This is a genomic window from Aeromonas sp. QDB25 (assembly GCF_027707725.1).
GTDB classification, from domain to species: Bacteria; Pseudomonadota; Gammaproteobacteria; order Enterobacterales; family Aeromonadaceae; genus Aeromonas; species Aeromonas caviae.
Window position 1 is genome coordinate 27,194 of sequence record NZ_JAPCIZ010000002.1, and the last position, 26,363, is coordinate 53,556.

24 protein-coding genes are annotated in these 26,363 nt (G+C 61.3%); 12 read left to right on the plus strand and 12 right to left on the minus strand.

Going from position 1 to position 26,363, the window contains the following annotated elements; all coding sequences use genetic code 11:
* Nucleotides 1–67 precede the first annotated feature (67 nt).
* From PG883_RS01010 to PG883_RS01020, 3 genes are all read left to right on the plus strand, one after another.
* Complete coding sequence (locus tag PG883_RS01010; protein WP_010674530.1) at nucleotides 68–961, plus strand: ABC transporter permease subunit; 894 nt, start codon at nucleotides 68–70, stop codon at nucleotides 959–961.
* Between the two features lie 79 nt (nucleotides 962–1,040).
* Complete coding sequence (locus PG883_RS01015; RefSeq protein WP_010674529.1) at nucleotides 1,041–2,039, plus strand: peptide ABC transporter ATP-binding protein; 999 nt, start codon at nucleotides 1,041–1,043, stop codon at nucleotides 2,037–2,039.
* Between the two features lie 82 nt (nucleotides 2,040–2,121).
* Nucleotides 2,122–2,907: a peptide ABC transporter ATP-binding protein gene (locus PG883_RS01020; RefSeq protein WP_039039015.1), complete on the plus strand. Its 786-nt coding sequence runs from the start codon at nucleotides 2,122–2,124 to the stop codon at nucleotides 2,905–2,907.
* A 138-nt stretch (nucleotides 2,908–3,045) separates the two neighbouring features.
* Here the strand turns inward: PG883_RS01020 and miaE are convergent, their stop codons facing one another.
* Both miaE and PG883_RS01030 read right to left on the minus strand, forming a co-directional pair.
* The gene (gene miaE / locus PG883_RS01025) at nucleotides 3,046–3,804 is read right to left on the minus strand and encodes a tRNA isopentenyl-2-thiomethyl-A-37 hydroxylase MiaE (protein WP_270806860.1); all 759 of its coding nucleotides are present in this window, start codon (nucleotides 3,802–3,804) and stop codon (nucleotides 3,046–3,048) included.
* Nucleotides 3,805–3,897: 93 nt separating this feature from the next.
* Entirely contained in the window at nucleotides 3,898–4,908 is a 1,011-nt protein-coding gene (locus PG883_RS01030; protein ID WP_134997779.1) for a LacI family DNA-binding transcriptional regulator, read from the minus strand.
* A gap of 253 nt (nucleotides 4,909–5,161) precedes the next feature.
* Between PG883_RS01030 and ascF the strand changes: the two genes are divergently transcribed.
* Nucleotides 5,162–6,616 (plus strand): PTS cellobiose/arbutin/salicin transporter subunit IIBC, encoded by a 1,455-nt coding sequence (ascF, locus tag PG883_RS01035; protein ID WP_128296697.1) that lies wholly within the window; start codon nucleotides 5,162–5,164, stop codon nucleotides 6,614–6,616.
* A 31-nt stretch (nucleotides 6,617–6,647) separates the two neighbouring features.
* Entirely contained in the window at nucleotides 6,648–8,078 is a 1,431-nt protein-coding gene (locus tag PG883_RS01040; RefSeq protein ID WP_048207539.1) for a 6-phospho-beta-glucosidase, read from the plus strand.
* A 90-nt stretch (nucleotides 8,079–8,168) separates the two neighbouring features.
* Here the strand turns inward: PG883_RS01040 and purF are convergent, their stop codons facing one another.
* The 7 genes from purF to lrp all read right to left on the minus strand — a co-directional run bounded on the left by purF (nucleotide 8,169) and on the right by lrp (nucleotide 17,226).
* Nucleotides 8,169–9,689 carry an amidophosphoribosyltransferase gene (gene purF, locus PG883_RS01045; RefSeq protein ID WP_010674523.1) on the minus strand — a complete coding sequence of 507 codons (1,521 nt, stop codon included), beginning with the start codon at nucleotides 9,687–9,689 and terminating at the stop codon, nucleotides 8,169–8,171.
* An 18-nt stretch (nucleotides 9,690–9,707) separates the two neighbouring features.
* Nucleotides 9,708–10,199 (minus strand): CvpA family protein, encoded by a 492-nt coding sequence (locus PG883_RS01050; RefSeq protein ID WP_010674522.1) that lies wholly within the window; start codon nucleotides 10,197–10,199, stop codon nucleotides 9,708–9,710.
* A gap of 175 nt (nucleotides 10,200–10,374) precedes the next feature.
* The gene (gene serS, locus PG883_RS01055) at nucleotides 10,375–11,670 is read right to left on the minus strand and encodes a serine--tRNA ligase (RefSeq protein WP_039039009.1); all 1,296 of its coding nucleotides are present in this window, start codon (nucleotides 11,668–11,670) and stop codon (nucleotides 10,375–10,377) included.
* A 279-nt stretch (nucleotides 11,671–11,949) separates the two neighbouring features.
* On the minus strand, nucleotides 11,950–13,287 hold the full coding sequence (locus PG883_RS01060; protein WP_270806861.1) for a replication-associated recombination protein A: 1,338 nt from the start codon (nucleotides 13,285–13,287) through the stop codon (nucleotides 11,950–11,952).
* 67 nt (nucleotides 13,288–13,354) lie between these two features.
* Nucleotides 13,355–13,963: an outer membrane lipoprotein chaperone LolA gene (gene lolA / locus PG883_RS01065; RefSeq protein WP_102948398.1), complete on the minus strand. Its 609-nt coding sequence runs from the start codon at nucleotides 13,961–13,963 to the stop codon at nucleotides 13,355–13,357.
* 77 nt (nucleotides 13,964–14,040) lie between these two features.
* Nucleotides 14,041–16,545: a DNA translocase FtsK gene (locus tag PG883_RS01070; RefSeq protein WP_041211364.1), complete on the minus strand. Its 2,505-nt coding sequence runs from the start codon at nucleotides 16,543–16,545 to the stop codon at nucleotides 14,041–14,043.
* A gap of 189 nt (nucleotides 16,546–16,734) precedes the next feature.
* The gene (lrp, locus tag PG883_RS01075) at nucleotides 16,735–17,226 is read right to left on the minus strand and encodes a leucine-responsive transcriptional regulator Lrp (protein ID WP_005300047.1); all 492 of its coding nucleotides are present in this window, start codon (nucleotides 17,224–17,226) and stop codon (nucleotides 16,735–16,737) included.
* A 150-nt stretch (nucleotides 17,227–17,376) separates the two neighbouring features.
* On the opposite strand from lrp, the gene ald reads away from it, so the two are divergent.
* From ald to PG883_RS01090, 3 genes are all read left to right on the plus strand, one after another.
* Nucleotides 17,377–18,492: an alanine dehydrogenase gene (ald, locus tag PG883_RS01080; protein ID WP_010674517.1), complete on the plus strand. Its 1,116-nt coding sequence runs from the start codon at nucleotides 17,377–17,379 to the stop codon at nucleotides 18,490–18,492.
* Between the two features lie 183 nt (nucleotides 18,493–18,675).
* Nucleotides 18,676–19,626 (plus strand): thioredoxin-disulfide reductase, encoded by a 951-nt coding sequence (gene trxB / locus PG883_RS01085; protein ID WP_104452880.1) that lies wholly within the window; start codon nucleotides 18,676–18,678, stop codon nucleotides 19,624–19,626.
* A gap of 58 nt (nucleotides 19,627–19,684) precedes the next feature.
* Nucleotides 19,685–20,926 carry a diguanylate cyclase gene (locus PG883_RS01090; RefSeq protein WP_052815246.1) on the plus strand — a complete coding sequence of 414 codons (1,242 nt, stop codon included), beginning with the start codon at nucleotides 19,685–19,687 and terminating at the stop codon, nucleotides 20,924–20,926.
* Between the two features lie 83 nt (nucleotides 20,927–21,009).
* Here the strand turns inward: PG883_RS01090 and PG883_RS01095 are convergent, their stop codons facing one another.
* Complete coding sequence (locus PG883_RS01095; protein WP_010674514.1) at nucleotides 21,010–21,480, minus strand: glycine zipper 2TM domain-containing protein; 471 nt, start codon at nucleotides 21,478–21,480, stop codon at nucleotides 21,010–21,012.
* A 17-nt stretch (nucleotides 21,481–21,497) separates the two neighbouring features.
* Between PG883_RS01095 and aat the strand changes: the two genes are divergently transcribed.
* From aat to infA, 3 genes are all read left to right on the plus strand, one after another.
* Entirely contained in the window at nucleotides 21,498–22,205 is a 708-nt protein-coding gene (gene aat, locus PG883_RS01100; protein WP_270806862.1) for a leucyl/phenylalanyl-tRNA--protein transferase, read from the plus strand.
* Nucleotides 22,202–22,918: an arginyltransferase gene (locus PG883_RS01105; protein WP_010674512.1), complete on the plus strand. Its 717-nt coding sequence runs from the start codon at nucleotides 22,202–22,204 to the stop codon at nucleotides 22,916–22,918. Before aat ends, PG883_RS01105 begins: the two co-directional genes overlap by 4 nt.
* Nucleotides 22,919–22,986: 68 nt before the next feature.
* Nucleotides 22,987–23,205: a translation initiation factor IF-1 gene (gene infA / locus PG883_RS01110; RefSeq protein WP_005300033.1), complete on the plus strand. Its 219-nt coding sequence runs from the start codon at nucleotides 22,987–22,989 to the stop codon at nucleotides 23,203–23,205.
* A 69-nt stretch (nucleotides 23,206–23,274) separates the two neighbouring features.
* Here the strand turns inward: infA and clpA are convergent, their stop codons facing one another.
* Nucleotides 23,275–25,527 (minus strand): ATP-dependent Clp protease ATP-binding subunit ClpA, encoded by a 2,253-nt coding sequence (gene clpA, locus PG883_RS01115; RefSeq protein ID WP_128273140.1) that lies wholly within the window; start codon nucleotides 25,525–25,527, stop codon nucleotides 23,275–23,277.
* 60 nt (nucleotides 25,528–25,587) lie between these two features.
* Nucleotides 25,588–25,905, minus strand: a complete 318-nt coding sequence (gene clpS / locus PG883_RS01120) for an ATP-dependent Clp protease adapter ClpS (RefSeq protein ID WP_005325410.1) — start codon at nucleotides 25,903–25,905, stop codon at nucleotides 25,588–25,590.
* Between the two features lie 228 nt (nucleotides 25,906–26,133).
* On the opposite strand from clpS, the gene cspD reads away from it, so the two are divergent.
* The gene (gene cspD / locus PG883_RS01125) at nucleotides 26,134–26,352 is read left to right on the plus strand and encodes a cold shock-like protein CspD (RefSeq protein ID WP_010674510.1); all 219 of its coding nucleotides are present in this window, start codon (nucleotides 26,134–26,136) and stop codon (nucleotides 26,350–26,352) included.
* Nucleotides 26,353–26,363: the final 11 nt, after the last annotated feature.

Here is a 26,363-nt window from a genome sequence, read left to right on the forward strand (position 1 = left end):
GGCGGCCCATGGGCCACCGGTGCACAGGCGTGCCCATCCCCTTGCGACCAGCACGGGAGCCTGCACCATGCACGATAAATCGAACATCTATCCGGAGCTCAAGATCCTCTCCCCCCTGGAACAGACCTGGGCCTCCTACCGGCGCAACCCGCTGGCCATGGCGGGGCTCTGGTGCTTCGGGCTGCTGCTGCTGGTGACCCTCATCGGTCCCCTGGTAATCCCCTACGGCATCGACGATCAGCACAGCAACCACCTGCTGCTCGCCCCCTCCTGGGCCAACAGCGGCAACATCGATTACTTCCTGGGGACCGACGATCTGGGGCGCGACATCCTCTCCCGTCTGGTGGCCGGGGCCAGGCTCACCTTCGGCAACGCCCTGCTGGTGGTGCTCATCGCGCTGGTCATCGGCTCGGCCATCGGCATCCTCGGTGGCATGAGCAAGGGGGTGAAGTCGAGCGTGCTCCATCACCTGCTCGATACCCTGCTCTCCATCCCGTCCCTGCTGCTGGCCATCATCGTCGTGGCCATCCTGGGGCCGGGTCTGTTCAACACCCTGATCGCCATCACGCTCGCGTTGATACCACCTTTCATCCGGGCGACCTACAACGCGGTCCACGCCGAGATGCAGAAGGAGTACATCATCGCCAGCCGCCTCGACGGCTCTCCGCCCCAGCGGATCATGCGTCTGGCCATCTTGCCGAACATCGTCGAGACCCTGGTGACCCAGACCACCCGCACCCTCTCCGCCGCCATCCTGGACATCTCGGCGGTGGGCTTCCTCGGTCTCGGGGCCCAGTCTCCCCAGCCGGAGTGGGGTGCCATGCTGGCCGATTCGAGCGATCTTATCTATCTGGCCCCCTGGACGGTGACCCTGCCCGGGATGGCCATTCTGTTCAGCGTGCTGGTGACCAACCTGGTGGGCGAAGGCATTCGCGAAGCACTCAAAGAGGGGAACGACTGATGTTGCCAGCCTTGTTATCTATCCCCGCCCCCGGACGCCCTGAGCGACCCGGCTGCGCCCTGAACGGGAGACATTGCTGATGCCCCTGCTCGATATACGCAACCTCACCATCGAAATCGACACCCCCCAGGGCAAGGTCAAGGCGGTGGACAGAGTCAGCCTGACCCTGAACGAGGGGGAAATCCGCGGGCTGGTGGGGGAATCCGGCTCGGGCAAGAGCCTGGTGGCCAAGGTGATCGTTGGCATCCAGAAGGACAACTGGACGGTGCGCGCCGACCGGATGCGCTTCAACGACATGGACCTGCTGACCATGGCGCCCAAGGAACGGCGCCGCATCATGGGGCGGGAGATAGCGATGATCTTCCAGGATCCCATCAGCTGCCTAGACCCCTCGGAGGAGATAGGCACCCAGCTCGAAGAGGCCATCCCCACCAGCGCCTTCACCGGCAAGTTCTGGCAGCGTTTCCAGTGGCGCAAGAAGCGGGCCATCGCCCTGCTGCACCGGGTCGGGGTCAAGGATCACCGCAAGGTGATGCGGGCCTATCCCCACGAGCTGTCGGACGGCATGTGCCAGAAGGTGATGATCGCCATGGCCATCGCCAACCAGCCGCGCCTGCTGGTGGCGGACGAACCCACCAGCGCCATGGAGTCCACCACCCACTCCCAGATCCTGCGGTTGCTGGACAAGATGAACAAGCTGGGCAATACCACCATCCTCATCATCAGCAACGACATCGCCGCCATCGCGAACCTGACCGACACCCTCAACATCATGTATTGCGGCCAGATGGTGGAAGTGGGGACCCGGGACCAGATCCTGGAATCCCCTCACCACCCCTATACGGATGCCCTGCTCAAGTCCATCCCGGACTTTGACAAACTGGTGCGCCACAAGTCCCGGCTCGAGACCCTGCCCGGGGTGATACCGCCGCTGCAGCATCTGCCCATCGGCTGCCGCCTCGGCCCACGCTGCCCCTACGCCCAGAAGCAGTGCGTGCAGACACCGCTGATGAGCAAGGTCAAGGGGCATCAGTTCAGTTGCCACTTCCCGCTCAACATGGAAGAACCGAAGAAATGAACCGGCACCAGACCCTGATCCGGGGCACCTGCCCGCCCCGTCAGCCCCTCTATCCGGCGAGCGCACCCAAGGAGACCACGTCGTGACCGAACCTTCCCTGTTGCAGGTCAGGGGCCTGTGCAAGACCTACCAGAACCGCACCGGCCTGTTCAGGCGCCGCGCGGTGGAGGCGATAAAGCCTCTCTCGTTCGATCTCGAGGTGGGCCAGACCCTGGCCATCGTCGGGGAGGCGGGCTCGGGCAAGAGCACCCTGGCCCGCATTCTGGCGGGCATGATTGAACCGAGTGGCGGGGAGATCGCCATCGAGGGGCAACCCATGGTCCACGGCGATTACCAGACCCGCTGCAAGCTGCTGCGGATGATCTTCCAGGACCCCAACACCTCCCTTAACCGGAAAATCCGGGTCGGCCAGATCCTGGAGACCCCCCTTCGCCTCAACACGGCCCTGAGCGAGGAGGAGCGCCGGGAGAAGGTGATCCAGACCCTGCGCATGGTGGGCATGCTGCCCGACCACGCCCTCTTCTATCCCCAGATGCTCTCCGCCGGCCAGCAGCAGCGAGTGGGGCTGGCACGGGCGCTCATCCTCAATCCCAAGATAGTGGTGGCGGACGAGGCACTCTCGACCCTGGATATTTCGGTACGCTCCCAGATCATCAACCTGCTGCTGGAGATGCAGGAGACCATGGGGCTGAGCTATGTGCTGGTGGCCAACGATCTGGGGATCGTCAGCCACATCAGCGACGAGGTGCTGGTGATGCACGAAGGCCGTGTGGTGGAGCGCGGCAAGACCTTGCGGGTCTTCGCCGATCCCCAGCACGACGTCACCCGCCGCCTCATTCAGAACTACAACAACGAATACCGCCGCTGATCCCGCGGCGCGTTTCCCCTTGTGCCAGACATAAAAAAACCCGGCCTGATGTCTCATCAGTCGCCGGGGGATTGCGCTCAAAAAGTGATTGCGTCGCTCGTAGTAGGAACAGGGGAATGGTAGGCAGCCCCCGTCACCTCAACAACTGTCAGATCTGACAGGCAGTCCGCTATGGAACCGGAATTGCGGATCCGGCGAACAGATGAGCTCGGCCTCCAGGCGACCGAAGAAGGCCACCCGCTCGCTGATGTCTTCGTCTGCGAACGTCTGTGCCAGGGCCAGGTAGTCCTGATAGTGACGCGCCTCCGAGCGCAGCAGGGAGACATAGAAGCGGCCAAGCTCCTCGTCCAGATGAGGGGCCAGCCTGGCAAAACGCTCGCAGGATCGCGCTTCGATATAGGCACCGATGATCATCTTGTCCACCACGGCCGTCGGCTCGTAGGTGCGCACATGGGTCAGCAGGCTGCGGGCATAGCGGGAGGCGGTGACGGGACCATAAGGGATGCCCCGTGCGGCCATGATCTCCAGCACCTGCTCGAAGTGGTGCAACTCCTCTTGGATGAGGCGCACCATGGGGAACAGCAGGGGATTGCGCTCCAGCTCCGCAAACACGCTCCTGTCTGATTCGCCCATGGTGCGCTTGCCGAGGATCTCCGCCTTCTCCGGCAAGGCATCGAGCTCCCGGTAGAAGGTCAGCTTGGGCAACAGGTGACGCTTCTCCTTGGGCAGGCAGTAGCGGCGCACCAGGCTGTGGGCGGTGAGTGCCGCCTTGTTCTCGCAGTTGGCGTGATCGATAAGCAGGGTCGGCAACTGGGCGGGATCCCGCGCCATTTCCACCCACTCATCCGGGGTCTCGCAATGCAGGAACTGGCGAACGGGGGCTAACAGGTCATCCATCTGAACTCTCATCTGTTGATACGACACGCGGCGACTGGCGCCGGGGGGCCTATGCTAACGGATCCCGCCCGGCCTGCCCACCGCCATCATGGCTCAGCCCGTCAGACGCCTGAGGGAGTCGCGGCGGATCAGGGTGCCGCTGAAGGCGGGCAGTGCGTCCCGGCTCCCCTCCTCCACCATGGTGATCAGGCGGTTGATGGTCTCCTGGATCATCCCGTTCACCGGCATCTTGACGCTCGACAGCGCGGGAATGACGTAAGGGGCCAGGGGAATGTCGTCAAACCCCACCACCGAAACCTCGTCAGGCACCATCACACCGGCTTCGTGCAGCCGTTTGATGGCCCCGATCGCCATGTCATCGTTGCTGGCCACCAGGGCGCTGAAGCGAGCGCCTCGCGCCAGCAGGGTCGAGACGGCGGCCGCGCCACAGGCGGGGGTCCATTTGCCGGGGGCGATCAAGGTCTCCTGCACGGGGATGCCGTGCCGGATCAGCGCCTGCCGGTAACCGGCCAGGCGCTCGGCGCCGGTGGGGGAATCCGCAGAGCCTGCAATGAAGGCGATCTCCCTGTGCCCCATGGCCACCAGCTTGTCCACCACCGCCTCCGCCGCCGTCTGCTGATCCGCATAGACGCAGTGGGCCGGATGGCGGCTCAGACGCCGGTTGAGCACCATGATGGGCTGCTCATGCTGCTCGATGATCTCGTCCATCTCCTCCACCCCAAGAAAGCGCGGATAGATGATGACGCCATCGCAACGGGAATCGAGCAGATACTGGATGGCCTGGCGCTCCTCGTCGGCGCTGTGCTTGCCGTCCGCCAGTATGAGCTGGCGCCCGCGATCCTCGGTCATCCGCGCCACCTGGGAGAGCAGCTCGCCGAAGTAGACGCCGTGGTAGAGGGTGTTGGTGACCACCAGTCCCAGGGTCCGGGTGTGCCTGGTCGCCAGCTGCCTCGCCACCAGGTTGGGGCGATAGCCGCACTCCTCGATGGCCTGCTGCACCCGGTCCCGGGTCTCCTGGCTGGTGTAACCGTTGCCCGACAACACCCGGGAGACCGTCGCCTTCGACACCCCTGCCCGCCTTGCCACCTCCAGCATCGTCGTCATTGTGTTCTCCCTTGCTCGTAACGGGGCGCAGTGTACTGCACCGACCCCGGCTTGTCGTCGCACGAATGGCGTGCAGGCCCGGGTTCAGTGATCCCATTCACGGATCCGGACGCTCGCTGCACAAGGTGCTTGTCTCCCGCGCTCAGGCCGCGCACTCTATGTGGAACCGGTTCCACACTCAGTTTCATGCGCGTTCCCGCCCTTCGCGGCGGCGGGAGCGAGCAGGCCCACTTGGTTAAAAGGATCTACCTCGATGTCAAAAAACTATGCGGCTCTGGCCGGTACCGTCATCACCGCACTCGGCGGCGCCGACAACGTCGTCGCCGTGACCCACTGCATGACGCGGCTGCGCTTTGTGCTGGGCGATCCCGCCCGGGTCAATGGCCCTGCCCTCAAGGCGATCACGGGCGTGCTCGGGGTGGTGCAGGCGGATAACCAGTGTCAGGTGATCATCGGCAACACCGTCTCCCACGCCTATCGCGAAGTGCTGGCCCTGCTGCCCCAGGGTGGCGGGCAGACTCCGCTTGCGGAGGCTTCCGCTGGCTGGAGCCTGCGCCGCATGGGCGCCGCCATCCTCGACGCCCTGATCGGCACCATGTCCCCCCTCATCCCGGCCATCATCGGCGGCTCCATGCTCAAGCTGCTGGCCATGGTGCTGGAGATGACCGGCGTGCTGGAGAAAGGCTCCTCGACCCTCACCATCCTCACGGTGGCCGGGGATGGGGCCTTCTTCTTCCTGCCCCTGATGGTGGCCGCCTCCGCCGCCGTCAAGTTCAAGACCAACATGTCCCTGGCCATCGCCATCGCAGGCGTGCTGGTGCACCCCAGCTTCATCGAGCTGATGGCCAGAGCCGCCGAAGGGGAGCAGGTGACTTTCGCCCTGGTCCCGGTGACCGCGGTCAAATACACCTACACCGTCATTCCGGCGCTGGTGATGACCTGGTGCCTCTCCTACATCGAGGGCTGGGTCGACCGCATCACCCCGGCGGTCACCAAGAACTTCCTCAAACCCATGCTGATCGTGCTGATCGCGGCGCCGCTGGCCATCCTCTTCATCGGCCCCGTCGGCATCTGGATTGGCACCGCCATCTCCGGCCTGGTCTACACGGTCCACGACTACCTGGGCTGGCTGTCGGTGGCCATCATGGGGGCGCTCTGGCCCCTGCTGGTGATGACCGGCATGCACCGCGTCTTCACCCCGACCATCATCCAGACCATCGCCGAGACCGGCAAGGAAGGCATGGTGATGCCCTCCGAAATCGGCGCCAATCTCTCTCTTGGCGGCTCGTCCCTGGCGGTGGCCTGGCGCACCCGTAACCCGGAACTGCGCCAGACGGCGCTCGCGGCGGCCGCCTCCGCCATCATGGCGGGGATCTCCGAACCCGCGCTCTACGGTGTGGCCCTGCGCCTCAAGCGTCCGCTCATCGCAAGCCTCATCAGCGGCTTTGTCTGCGGCGCCGTCGCCGGCATGGCGGGGCTCGCCAGCCACTCCATGGCCGCCCCCGGGCTCTTTACCAGCGTGCAGTTCTTCGATCCGGCCAACCCCATGACCATCGCCTGGGTGTTCGGCGTGATGGCCCTCTCGGTGGTGCTCTCCTTCGTGCTGACCCTGGTGATGGGGTTCGAGGACATCCCGGTCGAGAGCCCGGCCCCCCGCGCCGAACCCGTGCAACCCGTCGCCACCAGCCAGGCGCAGGCCGGGCTGTGACACCCCATTCAGACATGACAAGAGGTAACCAATGTCGTTAACAAGATTTCCCGAGGGCTTTCTCTGGGGCGGTGCCCTGGCCGCCAATCAGGCGGAGGGCGGCTATCTCGAGGGGGGCAAGGGGCTGACCACGGTAGACATGATCCCCCATGGCCCGCGCCGCATGGCGGTCAAACTCGGCCAGGAGAAGCGCATCACCCTGCAAGATGACGAGTTCTACCCAAGCCACGGGGCTATCGATTTCTATCACCGCTATCGGGAGGACATAGCCCTGATGGCCGAGATGGGCTTCACCGTGTTTCGCACCTCCATCGCCTGGGCCCGTCTCTACCCCAGGGGGGACGAGCGCGAGCCCAATGCCGAGGGCATCGCCTTCTACCGGGCAGTGTTCGAGGAGTGCAGAAAGTACAACATCGAGCCCCTGGTGACCCTGTGCCACTTCGATGTGCCTATGCACCTGGTGACCGAGTACGGCTCCTGGCGCAACCGCCAGATGGTGGAGTTTTTCACCCGCTACGCCCGCACCTGCTTCGAGCAGTTCGACGGCCTGGTGAAGTACTGGCTCACCTTCAACGAGATCAACATCCTGCTGCACAGCCCCTTCTCCGGGGCGGGGCTGGTGTTCGAGCAAGGGGAGCACCAGGATCAGGTGAAGTATCAGGCCGCCCACCACGAGCTGGTGGCCAGCGCCCTGGCGACCCGGATCGCCCACGAGGTGAACCCGGCCAACCAGGTGGGCTGCATGCTGGCGGGGGGCAACTTCTACCCCTACTCCTGCAAGCCCGCCGACGTCTGGACCGCCCTCCAGAAAGATCGGGAGAACCTCCTCTTCATCGACGTGCAAGCCAGGGGTGCCTATCCGGCCTATGCGCAGAGGGTGTTTCGTGACAAGGGGGTCACCCTGGTGAAGGGGCCGGAAGATGACGAGATCCTCAGGCACACAGTAGATTTCGTCTCCTTCAGCTACTACGCCTCCCGCTGCGCCGCCGCCGACATGAATGCGGGCAACACCAGCGAGGCCAACGTGGTCAAGTCCCTGCGCAATCCCCACATCGAGGTGAGCGAGTGGGGCTGGGGCATCGACCCCCTGGGCCTTCGCATCACCCTCAACACCTTGCACGATCGCTACCAGAAGCCCCTCTTCCTGGTGGAAAACGGCCTGGGGGCGGTGGACGAAGTGAACGAGCAAGGGGAGATAGAGGACGACTACCGCATCGACTACCTGCGCGCCCACATCGAGGCCATGGGGGACGCCATCAAGGACGGCGTGCCCCTGATGGGGTACACCAGCTGGGGCTGCATCGATCTCGTCTCCGCCTCCACCGGCGAGATGAGCAAGCGCTACGGCTTCGTCCATGTGGACAGGGACGACGCCGGCCATGGCACCCTGGCCCGCCGGCGCAAGAAGTCGTTCTGGTGGTACAAGAAGGTGATCGCGAGCAACGGGGAGGATCTGGCCTGAGGCCCCCCTCAGTTTCGCCGCAAGGCGCATCCATGCAACAGGGGGGCCGAGGCCCCCCTGTTGTTCATCACGCTGGCAATCTGAAAACGTTTAACTGCCTTCGTTGAAGATCTCGAGGTTGCTGGTCCCTTCCTGCCACTCGCGCACCGCCTTGTTGTCGTCGCTGCGCAGGGCATTGAGGTGGTCCAGATAACCCTGATCCACGTCGGAGGTCACATAGTGACCGTTGAAGACCGAGGTCTCGAAGTGGCGCAGCTCGGGGTTGATCTCCCGCACCGCCTCTTCCAGATCTTCCAGATCCTGGAAGATGAGGCCGTCGGCACCGATAAGCTTGCACACCTCTTCCACTTCACGGCCATGGGCAATGAGCTCGTTGGCGGTGGGCATGTCGATGCCGTAGACGTTGGGGAAGCGAATTTCCGGTGCGGCCGAGGCGAAGTAGACCTTGGCTGCCCCCGCTTCACGGGCCATCTGGATGATCTGCTCGGAGGTGGTGCCCCGCACGATGGAGTCGTCCACCAGCAACACCTTCTTGCCCTTGAATTCGGAGCTGATGGCGTTGAGCTTGCGGCGCACCGACTTCTTGCGCTGGGTCTGGCCCGGCATGATGAAGGTACGGCCGATGTAGCGGTTCTTCACGAAGCCCTGACGGTACGGAAGGCCCAGGGTGTGGGCGATTTCCAGCGCCACGTCGCAGGAGGTCTCGGGGATGGGGATGACCACGTCCACGTCGAGATCGTCCCACTCCCGTGCGATCTTCTGGCCCAGCTTGCGACCCATGTTGAGGCGGGCGGCATAGACGGAGACCTTGTCGATGAAGGAGTCGGGGCGGGCGAAGTAGACGTATTCGAAGATGCAGGGGTTCATCTGCGGGTTCTCCGCACACTGCTCGGAGAAGAGCTGGCCCTGCTCGGTGATGTAGATGGCCTCGCCCGGGGCGACGTCACGCACCGTCTCGAAGCCGATGGCGTCGAGGGCCACGCTCTCGGAGGCGAGCATGTACTCCACCTGCCCCTGCTCGTCGACCCGGCGACCCAGGATCAGCGGGCGAATGCCGTTCGGATCGCGAAAACCGATGAGGCCGTGGCCGATCACCAGAGAGACCACGGCATAGGCGCCGCGGATCTGCTGGTGCACCTTGCGCACCGCCGAGAAGATATCTTCCGGTCGCAGCGCCATCTTGTCGCACAAGTCCAGCTCGTGGGCCAGCACGTTCAACAGCACTTCGGAGTCCGAGGTGGTATTGATGTGGCGGCGGGCCACCTTGAACTGCTGCTCCTTGAGCTCCTTGGCGTTGGTGAGGTTGCCGTTGTGGGCCAGCACCATGCCGTAGGGGGAGTTCACGTAAAACGGCTGCGCCTCTGCCGCACTGGAGCTGCCTGCGGTGGGATAACGGACGTGTCCGATGCCGATATTCCCTTTCAGGCGCTGCATGTGGCGCACTTCAAACACATCCTTCACCAGACCGTTGGCCTTGCGTTGCCGGAAGTTTCCACTGTCAATGGTCACGATCCCGGCGGCATCCTGTCCCCTGTGCTGCAACACCGTCAAGGCGTCGTAGAGGGCCTGATTGACGGGGGTGGTGCCAACTATACCGACAATACCGCACATGTCTTTGCTACCTCGAAGTCACTGTACCTGTTGAAGAAAACTGGACGAGTTCATCATGAACCCGAAAAACCACTGGATCACCGGCTTGAACTCCGGCACCAGCCTGGACGCCACCCACCAGTCGCTCTGGGAGAGGCTGGTGAAGGTATCCATGAAAAACAGCAGGGCGCTGACGATCAGCACCCCGCGAATGGCGCCAAAACAGACCCCGAGCACCCTGTCGGTGCCGGAAAGCCCGGTCTTTTCCACCAGCAGGCCCACCACGTAGTTCACCACGCTCCCCAGGATCAGGGTCGCCACGAACAGGGCGGCGATGGCCAGACCGTTGCGCACCATGGCATCGGAGAAAGAGGTGAAATAGACGGCGAGATCGGGATAGAAATGGCTGGCAATGAAAAAGGCGACGAACCAGGTGACCAGAGACATGGCCTCCTTGAGAAAGCCGCGCACCAGGCTGATGAGGGCGGAGAAACCGACGATGCCGATGATGGCGTAATCAATCCAGACCATAGAAAAAGATGTCCTGCGAAATTGCGGCGCAGTCTAACAAAAACGATTGCGCAATGCTTGATAAAATTGTGTTACAGGCCCGAAGGGAGCTATCCCTTCCCCTTGCGGCGGGTTTCCCGGGCCCAGAATGCACAACGCCATGGCATGCCATGGCGTTGTCGTCTGCAACCAGCGCTTACCCGATGTGGGTCAGGCCGCCCATGTAGGATTGCAGCGCAGCCGGGATGGCGATGCGGCCATCTGCCTGTTGGTAGTTCTCGAGCACGGCCACCAGGGTACGACCCACCGCCAGACCGGAACCATTCAGGGTGTGAATGAGCTGCGGTTTGCCGTCGATGCGCACGCGAGCCTGCATGCGGCGCGCCTGGAAGTCGGTGCAGTTGGAGACGGAGGAGATCTCGCGATAGGTGTTCTGGGCCGGCAGCCACACTTCCAGATCGTAGGTCTTGGCGGCGCAGAAGCCCATGTCACCGGTGGAAAGCGCCATCACGCGATACGGCAGCTCCAGCAGTTGCAGCACCTTCTCGGCGTGACCCACCATCTCTTCCAGGGCATCCCAGGATTTTTCCGGGTGCACCAGTTGCACCATCTCGACCTTGTCGAACTGGTGCATGCGGATGAGGCCACGGGTATCACGACCGTAGGAGCCCGCTTCGGAGCGGAAGCAGGGGCTGTGGGCGGTCATCTTGATGGGCAGCTCCTGCTCGTCGAAGATCTCGTCACGGGCCATGTTGGTGAGCGGCACTTCGGAGGTCGGGATGAGGGAGAACTTGCGCACCTTGCCTTCGTCTTCCCCTTCCCCTTCGATGCCGGTATTGAAGAGGTCCTGGGAGAACTTGGGCAGCTGGCCGGTGCCGTACAGGCTGTCCGGGTTGACCAGATAGGGCACGTAGCACTCGGTGTAGCCGTGCTGCAGGGTGTGCAGGTCCAGCATGAACTGGGCCAGGGCGCGGTGCAGACGGGCAATCTGGCCCTTCATCACCACGAAACGGGCACCGGAGAGCTTGACGCCGTTCTTGAAGTCGACCCCCTTGGCCGCCTCACCCAGATCGATGTGATCGCGCACCGGGAAATCGAACTCACGCGGGGTACCCCAGCGGCGGACCTCCACGTTGTCGTTCTCGTCACGGCCCACCGGGGTGGTCTCGCTCGGCAGGTTGGGGATGGCGTCGGCGATCCCCTTGAGCTGGGCCAGCAGGGCCTCCAGCTCGACCTTGCTGGTCTCGAGCTCGTCGTTGATCTTGGTCACCTCGGCCTTGAGGGGGGCAACATCTTCACCACGACGGGCAGCCTCACCGATGGACTTGGAGCGGGCGTTGCGCTCGGCCTGCAGCTCCTGGGTGCGGGACTGCAGATCCTTGCGTTTCTCTTCCAGAACATTGACCGCCGCTACGTCCAGAACGTAGCCACGTGTCGCCAGACGAGCGGCAGCTTCGGTGATGTCGCTGCGCAGATATTTGGGATCCAGCATGGTTTACCTACTTTTTTAAATGGGATCTGGGCCCGGGTCATCGTGACCGGGTTGGGAAACAGATCCGGAAGTTAACATCGGTTGGCGCACCCCTTTGCCTTCGGAATCGGGCCTTCGAAATCAAGAAGATGGTGCAAGGCCAAGACAACCGGGGTCAGACGGGCAGTGTAGCAGACCGCCCCCCCGCCCGAACAGGGACTATTGCGCCCGTTTTTGCCGGCCCCCCTCCCCTGATGCCCTTGCCGTGCGCTTTCCCGGCAAGGGGCTTGAAGGTCTTTCCTATCGCTTGCGCGGGCTCTGCTTGTCCAGCTCGTGCAGATAGTCGAGCTTCTGGGCTATCTGCTTCTCAAGCCCCCGCTCGGTGGGTTGATAGTACTGCTTGCCGGCAAGCTCCGGGGGGAAGTACTGCTCGCCGGCGGCATAGGCCCCCGGCTCGTCGTGGGCGTAGCGATACTCGGCGCCGTAGCCCATCTCGCTCATGAGCTTGGTAGGGGCATTGCGAAGGTGCGGCGGCACCTCGAAGTCCGGCAGGTTCTTGGCGTCGTGAAGCGCCGCCTTCCAGGCGGTGTAGACCGCATTGCTCTTGGGGGCGCAGGCGAGGTAGACGATGGCCTGGGCGATGGCCCGCTCCCCCTCCGCCGGACCGATGCGATGGAAGCAGTCCCAGGCCGAGAGCGCCACCTGCATGGCACGGGGATCGGCGTTGCCCACGTCTTCCGAGGCAATGGCCAGCAAGCGGCGGGCGATGTAGAGGGGATCGCAGCCGGCGCTCACCATGCGGGCATACCAGTAGAGGGCCGCATCCGGTGCCGAGCCGCGAATGGACTTGTGCACCGCCGAGATGAGGTCGTAGAAGTGATCGCCGCCCTTGTCGAAACGGGCCACGTGCTCTCCCACCACGGCGGCGAGCAGGGTACTGTCGATCACCCGCGCCCCTGAGCTGTCGGCCTCGGCCATGTCGGCCAGGAGCTCCAGATAGTTCAGAGACTTGCGCCCGTCTCCGTCCACGGCTTTCGCCAGCGCCTCCTTGGCCCCGGGGGCAAAGCGCAGGCTAGGGTCATTGAGCCCGCGCGGGTCCTGCATCGCCTGATCGATCATGGCGAGGATATCCTGCTCCTCCAGCCTCTTGAGCAGATAGACCCGGGCCCGGGAGAGCAGCGCGTTGTTGAGCTCGAACGAGGGGTTCTCGGTGGTGGCGCCGATGAAGGTGATGGTGCCGTCTTCGATGTGGGGCAGGAAGACATCCTGCTGGCTCTTGTTGAAGCGGTGGACTTCATCCACGAACAGGATGGAGCGTACCCCGCGCCAGCCGTTCTCCTTCGCCTTGTCGAGGGCCGCGCGGATCTCCTTGATGCCGGAGGTGACCGCCGAGAGCCGCTCCACCTCCGCCTGGCAGTAGTGGGCAACCAGTTCTGCCAGCGTGGTCTTGCCGGTGCCAGGGGGCCCCCAGAGGATCATGGAGTGGCAGTGCCCCGCCAGAATCGCTTTTCGCAGGGGCTTGTCCGGCCCCAGGATATGCTGCTGGCCGATGTACTGCTCGAGGGTTTGCGGCCGCATCCGGGCCGCAAGCGGACGAAAGTCCGAGGAGAAATCCAGGGATAAATTGCTCATCTGCATTGACCTTGCATCTGATCGGTCATAAACAACACCCGGTCAGACGATAACGCCGGTAACGGCTGGCTCATCAGCGCTGGTCGTCCAGCTCGACCCCCTTCGGGATCTTGAAGACAAATTCGTTGCCCTTGAGCACCGGCTTGCGGTTGAAGCTGCTCAGGGTGAACTCGCTCCACTGGCCCTGGGCCTCTTTCACGTCGAAGCGACTGATGTTGTTCTGACGGTCGAAGGTGATGCGAAAGGAGGCGATCAGCTCGTCCTTGTTGCGGCTGGTGACGGTATAGACATCCCCTTCCTGGGTCACCTCATAGTTCTTCCAGAGGCTGTTGTCGTTGCCCGCGATGAGCACGAAGGGGGTGTTGAGCACCGCATCCTTCATCTTGAGGGCGGTGACCTGCTCGACGAAAGGATCGTACACCCACACATCCTTGCCATCGGCCACGATCAAACTCTCGTCCGGGGAGGTAGTGTGCCAGTTGAAGCGGTTGGGTCGCTGCACCAGCAGGGAACCGCTCGCCTTTTGCAGCTCCTTGCCCTTGCTGTCATAGACAGTCTGGGCAAACGTCGCGGAGAAGACATTGACGGAGGAGAGCTTCTCCTTGAGATCGCTGGCCGCATCGGCCCATACCTGGCTGCTGGCGACCAGCAGAATGGAACCCATCAACAGTTGTTTTTTCATCAGGCTCTTCATAGGGAGGTTCTCGATAAAAGGCCACGCCCGCAGAGGGCATGGCCAGAATGATACAGGGGTTAGGCTTAGTCACGAACCGGCGGCGGTGCCAGCACGTCGCGCTGGCCGTTGCCACCCGGGGCGCTGACGATGCCCTGGTTTTCCATCTGCTCGATGAGACGGGCCGCCCGGTTGTAACCGATCTTGAACTTGCGCTGGACGCTGGAGGTGGAGCCACGGCGGGATTCCACCACGAAGGCCACCGCCTCGTCGAACAGGGGATCGAGCTCTTCATCGCCGCCCCCGCCGAAGTCGCCACCGCCGCCCTCGCCGTCCGACTCGCCGGAGAGGATCTCGTCGATGTAATCCGGCTCGCCACGCAGTTTCCAGTCCGCCACCACCTTGTGTACCTCGTGGTCATCGACGAAGGCACCGTGGACACGGGTGGGGTTGGAGGTGCCGGCAGGCATGTAGAGCATGTCACCCATGCCGAGCAGGGATTCGGCGCCCCCCTGGTCCAGGATGGTGCGCGAATCGATCTTGCTCGACACCTGGAAGGAGATACGGGTCGGGATGTTGGCCTTGATGAGGCCGGTAATGACATCCACCGACGGACGCTGGGTCGCGAGGATAAGGTGAATACCGGCCGCCCGCGCCTTCTGGGCGATACGGGCGATAAGCTCCTCAACCTTCTTGCCGACGATCATCATCATGTCGGCGAACTCGTCCACCACCACCACGATGTGGGGCAGTTTTTCCAGCTCCGGCGGCATCTGATCCATGGAGTCGCCCGGACGCCACAGGGGGTCGACCAGGGGATCCCCCGCCTCGATGGCGGCCAACACCTTGTCGTTGTACCCCTTGAGGTTGCGCACCCCGACCGCGGACATCAGCTTGTAACGACGCTCCATCTCGCCTACGCACCAGCGCAGGGCGTTGGCGGCATCCTTCATGTCGGTGACCACCTCGGTCAGCAGATGCGGAATGCCTTCATAGACCGAGAGCTCCAGCATCTTGGGGTCGATCATGATGAAGCGCAGATCCTCGGGGGAGGATTTGTAGAGCATGGAGATGATCATGGTGTTCACCCCCACCGACTTGCCCGAGCCCGTGGTACCGGCCACCAGCAGGTGAGGCATCTTGGCGAGGTTCACCACCACGGGTTCCCCCGCGATGTCCTGACCCAGCCCCATGGTGAGCGGATTGCGGCTGGCCGCGAACGCCTCGCAGTCGAGGGTTTCCCGCAGGTAGACGGTCTGGCGTACCCGGTTGGGCAGCTCGATCCCGACGAACGTCTTGCCCGGGATCACCTCCACCACCCGCACGCTGCTGGCAGAGAGAGAACGGGCGAGATCCCGGGAAAGATTGGTGATCTTGCTCGCCTTCATGCCCGGCGCCAGGTCCAGTTCGAAGCGGGTAATGACGGGACCGGGATAGACGCCCACCACCTTGGCCTGCACGTTGTAATCGGCGAGCTTCGCCTCCACCAGCCGGCCCATGCGCTCCAGCTCGTCCTTGCTCATCATCTGGGTCTTGGCGGGCGGCCTGTCCAACAGATCGATGCTCGGTAAAGGGGCCAGACCGGGCTGGGGACGGCGCTTGGCTTTCACCGGCGCAGCGGCAACGGGAGCATCGGGTTCGTCATCCCCCTCCGCCCAGGGCAAGTCGAGGTCATCTTCTTCCTGGCGCACGGCGGGACGCGGACGGCCATTGGCCACGCGCTTGCCCTTGGCGGCAGGCGCCGGAGCCTCGTCCTCTTCGTCGTCAAACTGCGGATCGAACTGGAAGGTGTCTTCGTCAAGCTCCGGCAGCCATTCGTCAGCTTTTGTCTTTTGAGCGCGATTCTTCGCCTTGGGGTTGCGTGTCCAGCTGCCGTGGGGGTCTTCGTCATCCTCTTCCTGATCGAAGCTGCCCACGCCCCCTTCCAGCAGGGGATCCGGCCCCTCATAGCGGGGCTGGCGCCAGCCACCGGTGAGCCAGCGGCCCAGGGTGGTGGGGAAATGGTAGATGGCGCTGACTGAGCCGGTGCAGGCGGCACCGATGCGCTCGACAATGGTGAGCCAGGACCAGCCGGTAAAGAGGGTGATGCCGGTCGCCACGAAGCAGAGCAGCATCAGGTTGGCCCCCACGCCGCCAAACAGCGGCACCACGGCGGAGGCGATCACATCCCCCACCAGGCCGCCGGCGGAAAAGTTCTGCAAGTCGTTGAAGTTCATGCTGGCGATGGCGGACATGCCAAGCACCGTCAGCACGAAGCCGATGATCCGTACCGACAGGGTGAGGTAATCCACTTCCAGCAGCTTGCTCGGGCGCCAGAACAGGCTCCAGCCAAGCAGCACCACCAGAGGGGGCACCAGATAGGAGAAGGCCCCGAAGGTAAACATGGTGATGTCGGCGAGCCAGGCACCGGCGCTGCCCGCGAGGTTTTTCACCTCCCCTTGCCAGGAGGTTTGCGACCAGCCGGGATCGGCGGGATGGTAGGTCAGCAGGGCAAGCAAAAGATAGGCAGCCATCAAGGTGATGGCGATCAAGACGGCCTCGAAGATCCGTTGTGTACCTGATAAAGGAGTAAACAGCTTTTTATCGGCCAAACTCCGGCTCCTTTGTGAAAACATGAATGCGGGGATAGGGGGCCTAGTATCCCTGAAAAGCCCACCGATTGTCAGCCAGTGCCTGAGGGCGGGCCTGAAACTCTCTATAAGAAGAAACGAGCGGACCGGCCGCTCGTTTCTGACTATCGTGACTCGTCATGGAACTTGCAAGTCACAGCACAACCCCGCTTATCGGGTGCTGATCACCAGACGACTGCTCTGTTTGACCTCTTCCATCACCACGTAGGTGCGGGTGTCGTTCACGCCCGGCAGACGCAGCAGGGTTTCACCCAGCAGGCGGCGGTAAGCGGACATGTCGCTGACGCGGGTCTTGAGCAGATAGTCGAAATCACCGGACACCAGATGGCACTCCTGGATCTCTTCGAGCACCTGAACAGCCTTGTTGAACTGCTCGAACACATCGGGGGCGCCACGATTGAGGGTAATTTCCACGAACACCAGCAGAGACGCGTCCAGATAATGAGGGTTCAGAATGGCGGCATATCCTTCGATATACCCTTGTCGCTCCAGGCGACGAACCCGTTCCAGACACGGTGTGGGACTCAGGCCAACTCGTTTGGACAACTCAACGTTCGAAATCCTGCCATCCTTTTGCAGTTCATTCAGAATGTTGCGGTCAATCCTGTCCAAATCCTTTAGCCGACTCTTAGCTTCCATCATTTAATTCCATCCTTTGGCTATTTTTTGGTAAGAATCACCAGTCACTTTATAATAATGGTCACAAATCCTGTCAATACCTGAATATACTAGGCGCAAATATCGCTTAACATCTAGGCAACATAAACCACCAATCGATAGACGAGGGATAGCATGATTATCGGTGTACCTAAGGAAATAAAAAACCATGAATATCGCGTAGGCATGGTTCCGGCCAGTGTACGTGAACTGACAGCACGAAACCATACTGTTTTCGTCCAAAGCGGCGCAGGAAATGGCATTGGGTTCAGTGACGCAGATTATCTGGCTGCCGGAGCCGAGATCCTGGCCTCCGCTGCCGAAGTTTTCGCCAAGGCGGAGATGATCGTCAAGGTCAAGGAACCCCAGGCAGTGGAACGGGCCATGCTGCGTCCTGGCCAGACCCTCTTTACCTATCTGCATCTGGCGCCGGACCTGGCCCAGACCCAGGATCTCATCGACAGTGGTGCCGTCTGCATCGCCTATGAAACCGTCACAGACGGTCGTGGCGGTCTGCCCCTGCTGGCCCCCATGTCGGAAGTGGCCGGACGCATGTCTATTCAGGCCGGTGCCCAGGCACTGGAGAAATCCCGTGGCGGCAGCGGCGTGCTGCTCGGTGGTGTGCCCGGTGTGGAACCGGCCAAGGTGGTGATCATCGGTGGTGGTGTGGTGGGCTCCAACGCAGCCCGCATGGCCGTCGGCCTGCGTGCCGACGTCACCATCCTCGACAACAACGTCGATACCCTGCGCCGTCTCGACAGCGAGTTCCAGGGGGCTGCCAAGGTGGTCTACTCCAACCGCGAGACCCTGGAGCGCCATCTGCTGGCGGCGGACCTGGTCATCGGCGGCGTGCTGGTGCCTGGCGCCACTGCGCCAAAACTTGTCAGCCGTGACCACATTGCTCGCATGAAACCCGGTGCGGCCATCGTGGACGTGGCCATCGACCAGGGCGGCTGTGTCGAGACCTCCCATGCCACCACCCATGAAGATCCCACCTTCATCGTCGACGAGGTGGTGCACTACTGCGTGGCCAACATGCCGGGTGCCGTGGCGCGGACCTCCACCGTGGCCCTGAACAACGCCACCCTCCCCTTCATCATCAAGCTGGCCGAACAGGGCTATCGCAACGCTCTGCTCGCCGATCCCCACCTGTTGCACGGCCTGAACGTGATGGCGGGCAAAATCACCTGCAAGGAGGTTGCCGTGGCCCACAATCTGGCTTACACGGATCCCCTGACCCTGCTGAACTGATCGCGTCCCTGCAAAGGGAGGTAGATGAGTGAAAATCCGCCCGCGATGGGCGGTTTTTTTATGCCTGCCATCCCCGGCTCACCCCTCTTGTTGGCGATTGCCCCAATCGATGCGCTGGCCTTTGACCACGGATCACGAATTACCTACAATCGCGCAAACTCATCACGTCTCGGAAATCACATCATGAGCCAAGTCACTCACAGCAAACTGCTGATCCTGGGATCCGGTCCGGCAGGTTACACTGCGGCCGTCTATGCCGCTCGCGCCAACCTCAATCCCCTGCTCATCACCGGCATGCAGCAAGGTGGTCAGCTGACCACCACCACCGAAGTGGAAAACTGGCCAGGGGACGCGGAAGGGCTGACCGGCCCGGCCCTGATGGAGCGCATGAAAGAGCATGCAGAGAAGTTCGATACCCGCATCCTCTTTGATCACATCAATGAAGTGACGCTGACCGAGCGTCCCTTCCGCCTCAAGGGCGACAACGGGGAATACACCTGCGATGCGCTGATCCTCGCCACCGGCGCCTCCGCCAAATACCTGGGTCTGCCCTCAGAAGAGGCCTTCAAGGGCCGCGGCGTCTCCGCCTGCGCCACCTGTGACGGCTTCTTCTACCGCAACCAGGAAGTGGCCGTGGTCGGTGGCGGCAACACCGCCGTGGAAGAGGCTCTCTATCTGGCCAACATCGCCAAGAAGGTGCACCTCATCCATCGCCGCGACGAGTTCCGCGCCGAGAAGATCCTGATCAAGCGCCTCAACGACAAGGTCAAGAGCGGCAATATCGTCCTGCACACCCATCAGACCCTGGACGAAGTACTGGGTGACGACATGGGCGTCACCGGCGTGCGCCTGCGCAGCACCCGGGATGACACCACCTCCGAGCTGCCGCTGATGGGGGTCTTCATCGCCATCGGTCACCAGCCCAACACCCAGATCTTCGAAGGGCAGCTGGCGATGGAAAACGGCTATCTGAAGGTGCGTGGCGGACTGGAAGGGTTCGCAACCCAGACCAGCATCCCGGGCGTGTTCGCCGCCGGCGACGTGGCCGATCACGTCTACCGCCAGGCGATCACCTCCGCAGGGACCGGCTGCATGGCCGCCCTCGATGCAGAGCGATATCTGGACGCACAATAATCGGAAGGATATAAAGGGCATGCCAGTTGGCATGCCCTTTTTTATTGCAAGGAGCAGGATGAAACGAAAAATAATGATAGTGGAAGACAGCCTGACGGTACGCCGCATGCTGACCCAGGCCATTGCGCAGCAGACCGGGCTGGAAATCGACGCCTTCGATACCCTTGAAGGGGCTCGCGATTGCCATGGGGAAGATTATGTGGTCGCCCTGGTGGATCTCACCCTGCCGGACGCCCCCAGCGGAGAAGCTGTCAATGTGCTGAGGGAGCGTGGGTTGCCGGTGGTGATCCTGACGGCCGACATCAGCGAAGAGAAGCGGGAAGCCTGGCTGGAAGCCGGGGTGCTGGACTATGTGATGAAGGATTCACGTCACTCCCTGCAATATGCCGTCGGTCTGGTGCACCGCCTCTACCTCAACCAGGCCATCGAAGTCTTGGTGGTCGACGATTCACGCACCTCCCGTCACCGTACCGCGGCCCAGTTGCGCAAGCAGTTGTTGCAGGTGCACGAGGCCAATTCAGCCCGCGATGCGCTGGCGCAGCTCGAGCAGCACCCCGCCATTCGCCTGATGCTGGTGGACTACTACATGCCGGAGATCGATGGCATCAGCCTGGTGCGAATGCTGCGCGAGCGCTACAGCAAGCAGCAGCTCGCCATCATCGGCATCTCGGTGTCGGACAAACACGGCCTCTCGGCACGCTACCTCAAGCAAGGGGCGAATGATTTTCTCAATCAGCCCTTTGAACCCGAGGAGCTGCAGTGCCGGGTCAGCCACAACCTGGAGGCCCTTGAGCAGTTCAACAACATCCAGGAATCGGCCAACCGAGACTACCTGACCGGACTTTACAACAGACGCTACTGGTTCAACGAGGGTCAAAAGTGGTTCGAGGAGCATCAGCGCCATCAGGCGCAGCTCTCCCTGTGCGTGCTCGATGTGGATCACTTCAAGCAGGTCAATGATCACTGGGGGCATGCCATCGGCGATCAGCTGCTCTGTCATCTGGCCAGGCTGCTCACCCAGTTCTTCCCGGATGCCATGATAGCCCGATTCGGTGGTGAAGAATTTGCCCTGATGGTGCCCCACTGCCCCGTTCCCGTGCTGCTCAAGCGACTGGAAGGGCTTCGTCTGCAAATGCGCCAGCAACCGCTGTCGCGGGAGATATCGCTCTTTGTACGCGCCAGTTTCGGCGTCATCAATGTCGGGCGGCTCTCCATGGACGAGGCGCTGAGCGAGGCAGATCGCCAGTTGTATCAGGCAAAGAATACCGGGCGAGACAAGATAGTCTGTCAGGACGTCTGAGCAAGCATCAGCAGAGACACTCCGTGTAGTACCGCCCGGCGCCCCTTGTGTGGCGGCCGCCGGGTCAATCCCTTCTTCACCGTTCAATAGGTCTTGTCGACCCGCACTCCATCGTTGAAATAGAGGATGCGTACCTTGTCGCCCTGCGCAAAGACCATGGCCGGATCGTAATCCTGGATCACGTTGATGAGCCCATTCTGCTCGTTGCGGATCAGCAGCTCCACCAGCTTGTTCTCCACCACGCTGCCCCCTGACTGAAACTGCTGCACCGCCGCCGCTCCCGCCAGTGCCCCGACCGCAGTGGCAATCTCCCGCCCGTGCCCACCGCCAAACTGGTTGCCGAGCAGCCCGCCAAGCACGGCCCCTCCCAGAGTTTTCCAGCCGGAATGCTCTGATTCCACCATCTGGCGCTGGGTGATGTTGCGCACCGCATCCACCTGGCCGAAGACCACCTGCTCCACCGGACGCGCCGTGTTGCGTTCATACACCGCACTCCAGGCCGGTGCCGTGACAAAGCCAAGCAAGCTGGATACTATCAGGATAATGGCCTTCATCTATGAACCTCTGCCTTATGTCTCGCTATCTTACCGAACTGGATGATGAGCTGTGCTGGTTTCCCTCCCCCAGCCATGCGCTGGAAGAGCCCAACGGGCTGCTCGCGATTGGGGGAGATCTCTCCCCCACTCGGTTGCTGGCAGCTTACCACAGCGGGATCTTTCCGTGGAATGAACCCCATCAGCCACTGCTGTGGTGGTCACCGGATCCCAGGGGAGTCATCGTGCCCGAGGAACTCCACATCGGCCGCAGCCTGCAGAAGTGTTTGCGCCGCACCCCCTTCGAGATTTACATCAATCGCGCCTTTGATGACGTCATTGCAGCCTGCGCCGCCCCCCGTCGCACCGCCAGCGGCACCTGGATAAGTGCCCCCATGATCGACGCCTATCGGCGCCTTCATCGCCTCGGTCATGCCCACTCCATCGAGATCTGGCAGGATGATCAGTTGCAGGCAGGCCTCTATGGTCTCTCCCTGGGTCGACTCTTTTGTGGTGAATCCATGTTCAGCCGCATCGACAATGGCGCCAAACTGGCCATGGTGGCCCTCTGTCGCCACTTTGCAGGGCACGGCGGTGCCCTCATCGACTGCCAGATGCAAAACGACTTTCTGGCCACGCTGGGCGTCCAGGAGTGGCCAAGGCAGCGCTTTCTGACCACCCTGGCCACCCTGACCCGGCAACCGTTGCAAGAGGGATGCTGGCAACCGAGGAGAGTCAGCCTATGAGTGAAGAAGTGATCCTCAAGGTCGGGCTGACCCCCAGGCACCCGTGCAGCTACCTCGGTCACGAGCAGGAGCAGTTGCTGGTCCTGATGGACCATGAATTGCTCAACGCCGCCGGGTACGAACGGCTGCTGACGGCAGGATTCCGGCGCAGTGGCAACGACATCTATCGTCCTCACTGCCCCGCCTGCAGCGCCTGCCAATCCTTGCGCATACACAGTGAACGCTTCACCCCGAGCCGTGGGCAGAAACGCATCCGCCAGTTGAACCGAGATCTCGAACTCGTGCTGAGCTATGACGACAAGCCCGAGTATTACCAGCTCTATGAACGCTATATCCGTGAGCGCCATAGGGATGGCAGCATGTATCCACCGAGCCGGACCCAATACAAGGGGTTCCTGCACTGCGACTGGATGCCCCCCCTCTATCTGGAGATGCGCAAGGAGGGACGCCTCATCGGCGTGGCCACCACGGACCTGCTTCCCCACTCTCTGAGCGCCATGTACACCTTCTTCGACCCCGACTATGCCGACCGGTCGCTCGGCACCTTCGCCATCCTGAGCCAGTTGGAACTGGCCAGACGTACCGGTCGTCAGTGGCTCTATCTGGGGTATCTGGTGGAGGAGTGCCGCAAGATGAATTACAAGCGCCAATACCTGCCCCATGAGCTGCTGGTACAGGGCGAATGGAAAAAAATCGACACCAAGCCCGAGTAAACTTTACACATAGCCTTAAATCCGGCATGATCCAGCGGTTTTTTGTTGTGGCTTATCAAGAGGATTCAATGGCTAAAGAAGACAGTATTGAGATGCAGGGTACCATTCTCGAAACCTTGCCCAATACCATGTTCCGTGTGGAACTGGAAAATGGTCACGTGGTTATCGCTCATATTTCCGGCAAGATGCGCAAAAACTACATCCGTATCCTGACTGGCGACAAAGTAACGGTGGCTCTGACTCCGTACGATCTCTCCAAGGGACGTATTGTTTTCCGCTCTCGCTAAGCCAGGAATTCAGCAAAAAACCCCAGCCTCTCGGTTGGGGTTTTTTGTCATTTCCGGCCTTGCTCACAGTCAGTGAGAGACAGCTTCAACGTTGACCTGAAAATCAAAGCTGAGGCTGTTGTTCACCAGCTCGACCTTCACGATGCCGCCATCGACCAGGGAACCGAACAGGATCTCGTTGGCCAGGGGCTTCTTGAGGTGCTCCTGAATGACCCGGCCCATGGGTCTTGCCCCCATTGCCCTGTCATACCCTTTCTCTGCCAACCAGTGGCGCGCCTCTTCAGACACCTCCAGTGAAACGCCCTTGGCATCCAGCTGAACCTGCAACTCGACGATGAACTTGTCGACCACCTGATGGATCACTCTCATGTCGAGATGGTTGAACCAGATGGTGTGATCGAGCCGGTTGCGGAACTCCGGACTGAACGTCTTGTTGATCACCGCCATGGCATCGTGGCTCATGTCCTGCTGCTGGAAACCGATGGACTTGCGCTGGGTCTCCTGAACCCCTGCGTTGGTGGTCATCACCAGGATCACATTGCGAAAATCTGCCTTGCGCCCGTTGTTGTCCGTCAGGGTACCGTTGTCCATCACCTGCAGCAGCAGGTTGAAGACATCCGGGTGCGCCTTCTCGATCTCGTCAAGCAGCACGACGGAGTGCGGATGCTTGAGGACGGAGTCGGTCAACAGCCCTCCCTGCTCGAATCCCACGTAACCGGGAGGAGCCCCGATCAACCGGGACACGGTATGGCGTTCCATGTATTCCGACATGTCAAATCGCAATACCTCGACCCCGAGCGCCTTGCCCAGTTGCTGGGTCACTTCGGTCTTGCCCACCCCGGTCGGGCCGGCAAACAGGAAGCAGCCCACAGGTCGACGTTCGTTGCCAAGCCCTGAACGTGACAACCGAATGGCATCGGTCAGCACCTCGATGGCCTTGTCCTGCCCGAACACCACCATCTTGAGATTACGCTCCAGGTTCTTCAGCACTTCCTTGTCGGAGGAGGAGACAGATTTCTCGGGAATACGGGCAATCTTGGCAACAATGGCTTCGATTTCCGGCACATTGATCACCTTCTTGCGCTTGCTGACGGGCAAGAGGCGTTGCCCTGCCCCCGCTTCGTCGATGACGTCGATGGCCTTGTCAGGCAGATGGCGATCATTGATGTACTTGGCGGAGAGCTCCACCGCCGCCCGGATCGCCTTGACGGTATAACGCACGCCATGGTGAGACTCATAACGGCTCTTGAGTCCCATCAGAATGCGAGTGGTGTCGTCTACTGTGGGCTCGACGATGTCGATCTTCTGGAAGCGACGAGCCAGAGCCCTGTCCTTCTCGAAGATCTGGGCATATTCCTGGTAGGTGGTGGAGCCCACGCAGCGCAGCAAACCATTGGAGAGCAGCGGCTTGATGAGGTTGGCCGCATCCAGCTGGCCACCGGAAGCAGCACCAGCGCCAATGATGGTGTGGATCTCGTCGATGAAGAGGATGGCCCCCTCCTGACGTTCAATCTGCTTGAGCAGCACCTTGAGGCGCTTCTCAAAGTCACCACGATACTTGGTGCCCGCCAGCAGGGAGCCCATGTCCAGGGAGTAGATGGTGCTACCCGCAATCACCTCGGGCACATCCCCCTTGACGATACGGTAGGCAAGCCCTTCGGCGATGGCGGTCTTGCCCACACCGGCTTCCCCGACCAGCAAGGGGTTGTTCTTGCGGCGGCGGCACAATACCTGAATGGTGCGATTGAGCTCCTGATCACGGCCGATGAGCGGATCGATACGCCCCTCCAGCACCAGCTGGTTGAGGTTGGTGGCAAAGCTTTCTATCTGGGCAGAGGATACCTCGTCATCAGATTCCGCATTGTTGCCACCACTCTCGGGCTTGTTGTCCTTGCGCACCCCGTGGGACAGGAAGTTCACCACATCCAGGCGGCTTATTTCGGCTTTTTTCAGGAAATAGGCGGCCTGGGACTCTTGTTCGCTGAAGATGGCAACCAGGACATTGGCACCACTCACCTCGGTATTGCCGGACGACTGGACATGGAAGACGGCACGTTGCAGCACGCGCTGGAAGCCCAGCGTCGGCTGGGTTTCCCTGTCTTCGTCGTCACGGGGGATGAGCGGAGTCGTTTGATTGATGAAGGCGCGGATCTCTTTGCGCATCTGTTCCACATCCGCACCACATGAACTCAGCGCCTCATGGGCTGAGCTGTTATCCAGCAGGGCCAACAACAGGTGCTCGACGGTCATGAATTCGTGGCGCTCGTCACGGGCCAGTTTGAAAGCCTCGTTCAGCGTCTTTTCTAGATCTTTGTTCAACATAGGCACCTCCCCTCAGTACAGCAACAATGCGGTGTCGTTATCGCCATCAAGTCATCAGATTCAAGCCTTTTCCATGGTACATAGCAGTGGATGTTCGTTGTTACGTGAATAGGTGTTGACCTGGACCACTTTGGTCTCGGCAATCTCGGCGGTAAATGTGCCGCAGACTCCCTTACCACTATAATGCACGCTCAGCATCACCTGAGTGGCCTTCTCCAGATCCATACCAAAGAACCTTTGCAGCACCTCCACCACGAACTCCATCGGTGTGTAGTCGTCGTTGTTCAGGACGACCTTGTACATGGGTGGCGGTTGCAGCTTCGTTTTCTCTGCCTCTGCAATCTCTTCATTAGCAAAGAGTTCTTTCTGCTTGCTCATAGTTGCGCTTTGGTACCTCTAGATTACTACCGTGTCGCTCAAGATTGTCAATAGACTTGTTAACCAGATCACATCGGTTGTTAACAACTTCTTGACTCGCTTAAAAGTTGGACTAGATTGGTTACTTGCTAATCGGCGCCCGTCTGCTACGGGGTCATGCCCTAGTTATATAAGGCTGGCGCAGGTTACTCAACGACTTCAGGGTAATCAATAAAAGGATGTAGATGTATGGCAACCGGAACAGTCAAGTGGTTCAACAACGCAAAAGGATTTGGGTTTATCTGTCCGGAAGGCGGTGGTGAAGACATCTTCGCTCACTACTCCACGATTCAAATGGAAGGTTACAAGACCTTGAAAGCAGGTCAGGCAGTCAACTTTGAACTGCAGCAGGGGCCGAAAGGAAATCATGCCTCTGTCATCGTGCCAAACGAAGCACAGAACATCTAAGAGTCAAACTG

Coding starts and splice junctions, on each gene's coding strand:
- PG883_RS01010 (WP_010674530.1), top strand. CDS start 68: ATGCACGATAAATCGAACATCTATCCGGAGCTCAAGATCCTCTCCCCC.
- PG883_RS01040 (WP_048207539.1), top strand. CDS start 6,648: ATGTCGTTAACAAGATTTCCCGAGGGCTTTCTCTGGGGCGGTGCCCTG.
- lolA (WP_102948398.1), bottom strand. CDS start 13,963: ATGAAAAAACAACTGTTGATGGGTTCCATTCTGCTGGTCGCCAGCAGC.
- trxB (WP_104452880.1), top strand. CDS start 18,676: ATGAGCCAAGTCACTCACAGCAAACTGCTGATCCTGGGATCCGGTCCG.
- ascF (WP_128296697.1), top strand. CDS start 5,162: ATGTCAAAAAACTATGCGGCTCTGGCCGGTACCGTCATCACCGCACTC.
- infA (WP_005300033.1), top strand. CDS start 22,987: ATGGCTAAAGAAGACAGTATTGAGATGCAGGGTACCATTCTCGAAACC.
- PG883_RS01090 (WP_052815246.1), top strand. CDS start 19,685: ATGAAACGAAAAATAATGATAGTGGAAGACAGCCTGACGGTACGCCGC.
- lrp (WP_005300047.1), bottom strand. CDS start 17,226: ATGATGGAAGCTAAGAGTCGGCTAAAGGATTTGGACAGGATTGACCGC.
- PG883_RS01060 (WP_270806861.1), bottom strand. CDS start 13,287: ATGCAGATGAGCAATTTATCCCTGGATTTCTCCTCGGACTTTCGTCCG.
- cspD (WP_010674510.1), top strand. CDS start 26,134: ATGGCAACCGGAACAGTCAAGTGGTTCAACAACGCAAAAGGATTTGGG.
- aat (WP_270806862.1), top strand. CDS start 21,498: ATGTCTCGCTATCTTACCGAACTGGATGATGAGCTGTGCTGGTTTCCC.
- purF (WP_010674523.1), bottom strand. CDS start 9,689: ATGTGCGGTATTGTCGGTATAGTTGGCACCACCCCCGTCAATCAGGCC.
- PG883_RS01050 (WP_010674522.1), bottom strand. CDS start 10,199: ATGGTCTGGATTGATTACGCCATCATCGGCATCGTCGGTTTCTCCGCC.
- clpA (WP_128273140.1), bottom strand. CDS start 25,527: ATGTTGAACAAAGATCTAGAAAAGACGCTGAACGAGGCTTTCAAACTG.
- ald (WP_010674517.1), top strand. CDS start 17,377: ATGATTATCGGTGTACCTAAGGAAATAAAAAACCATGAATATCGCGTA.
- PG883_RS01030 (WP_134997779.1), bottom strand. CDS start 4,908: ATGACGACGATGCTGGAGGTGGCAAGGCGGGCAGGGGTGTCGAAGGCG.
- PG883_RS01015 (WP_010674529.1), top strand. CDS start 1,041: ATGCCCCTGCTCGATATACGCAACCTCACCATCGAAATCGACACCCCC.
- clpS (WP_005325410.1), bottom strand. CDS start 25,905: ATGAGCAAGCAGAAAGAACTCTTTGCTAATGAAGAGATTGCAGAGGCA.
- PG883_RS01105 (WP_010674512.1), top strand. CDS start 22,202: ATGAGTGAAGAAGTGATCCTCAAGGTCGGGCTGACCCCCAGGCACCCG.
- PG883_RS01095 (WP_010674514.1), bottom strand. CDS start 21,480: ATGAAGGCCATTATCCTGATAGTATCCAGCTTGCTTGGCTTTGTCACG.
- serS (WP_039039009.1), bottom strand. CDS start 11,670: ATGCTGGATCCCAAATATCTGCGCAGCGACATCACCGAAGCTGCCGCT.
- miaE (WP_270806860.1), bottom strand. CDS start 3,804: ATGGATGACCTGTTAGCCCCCGTTCGCCAGTTCCTGCATTGCGAGACC.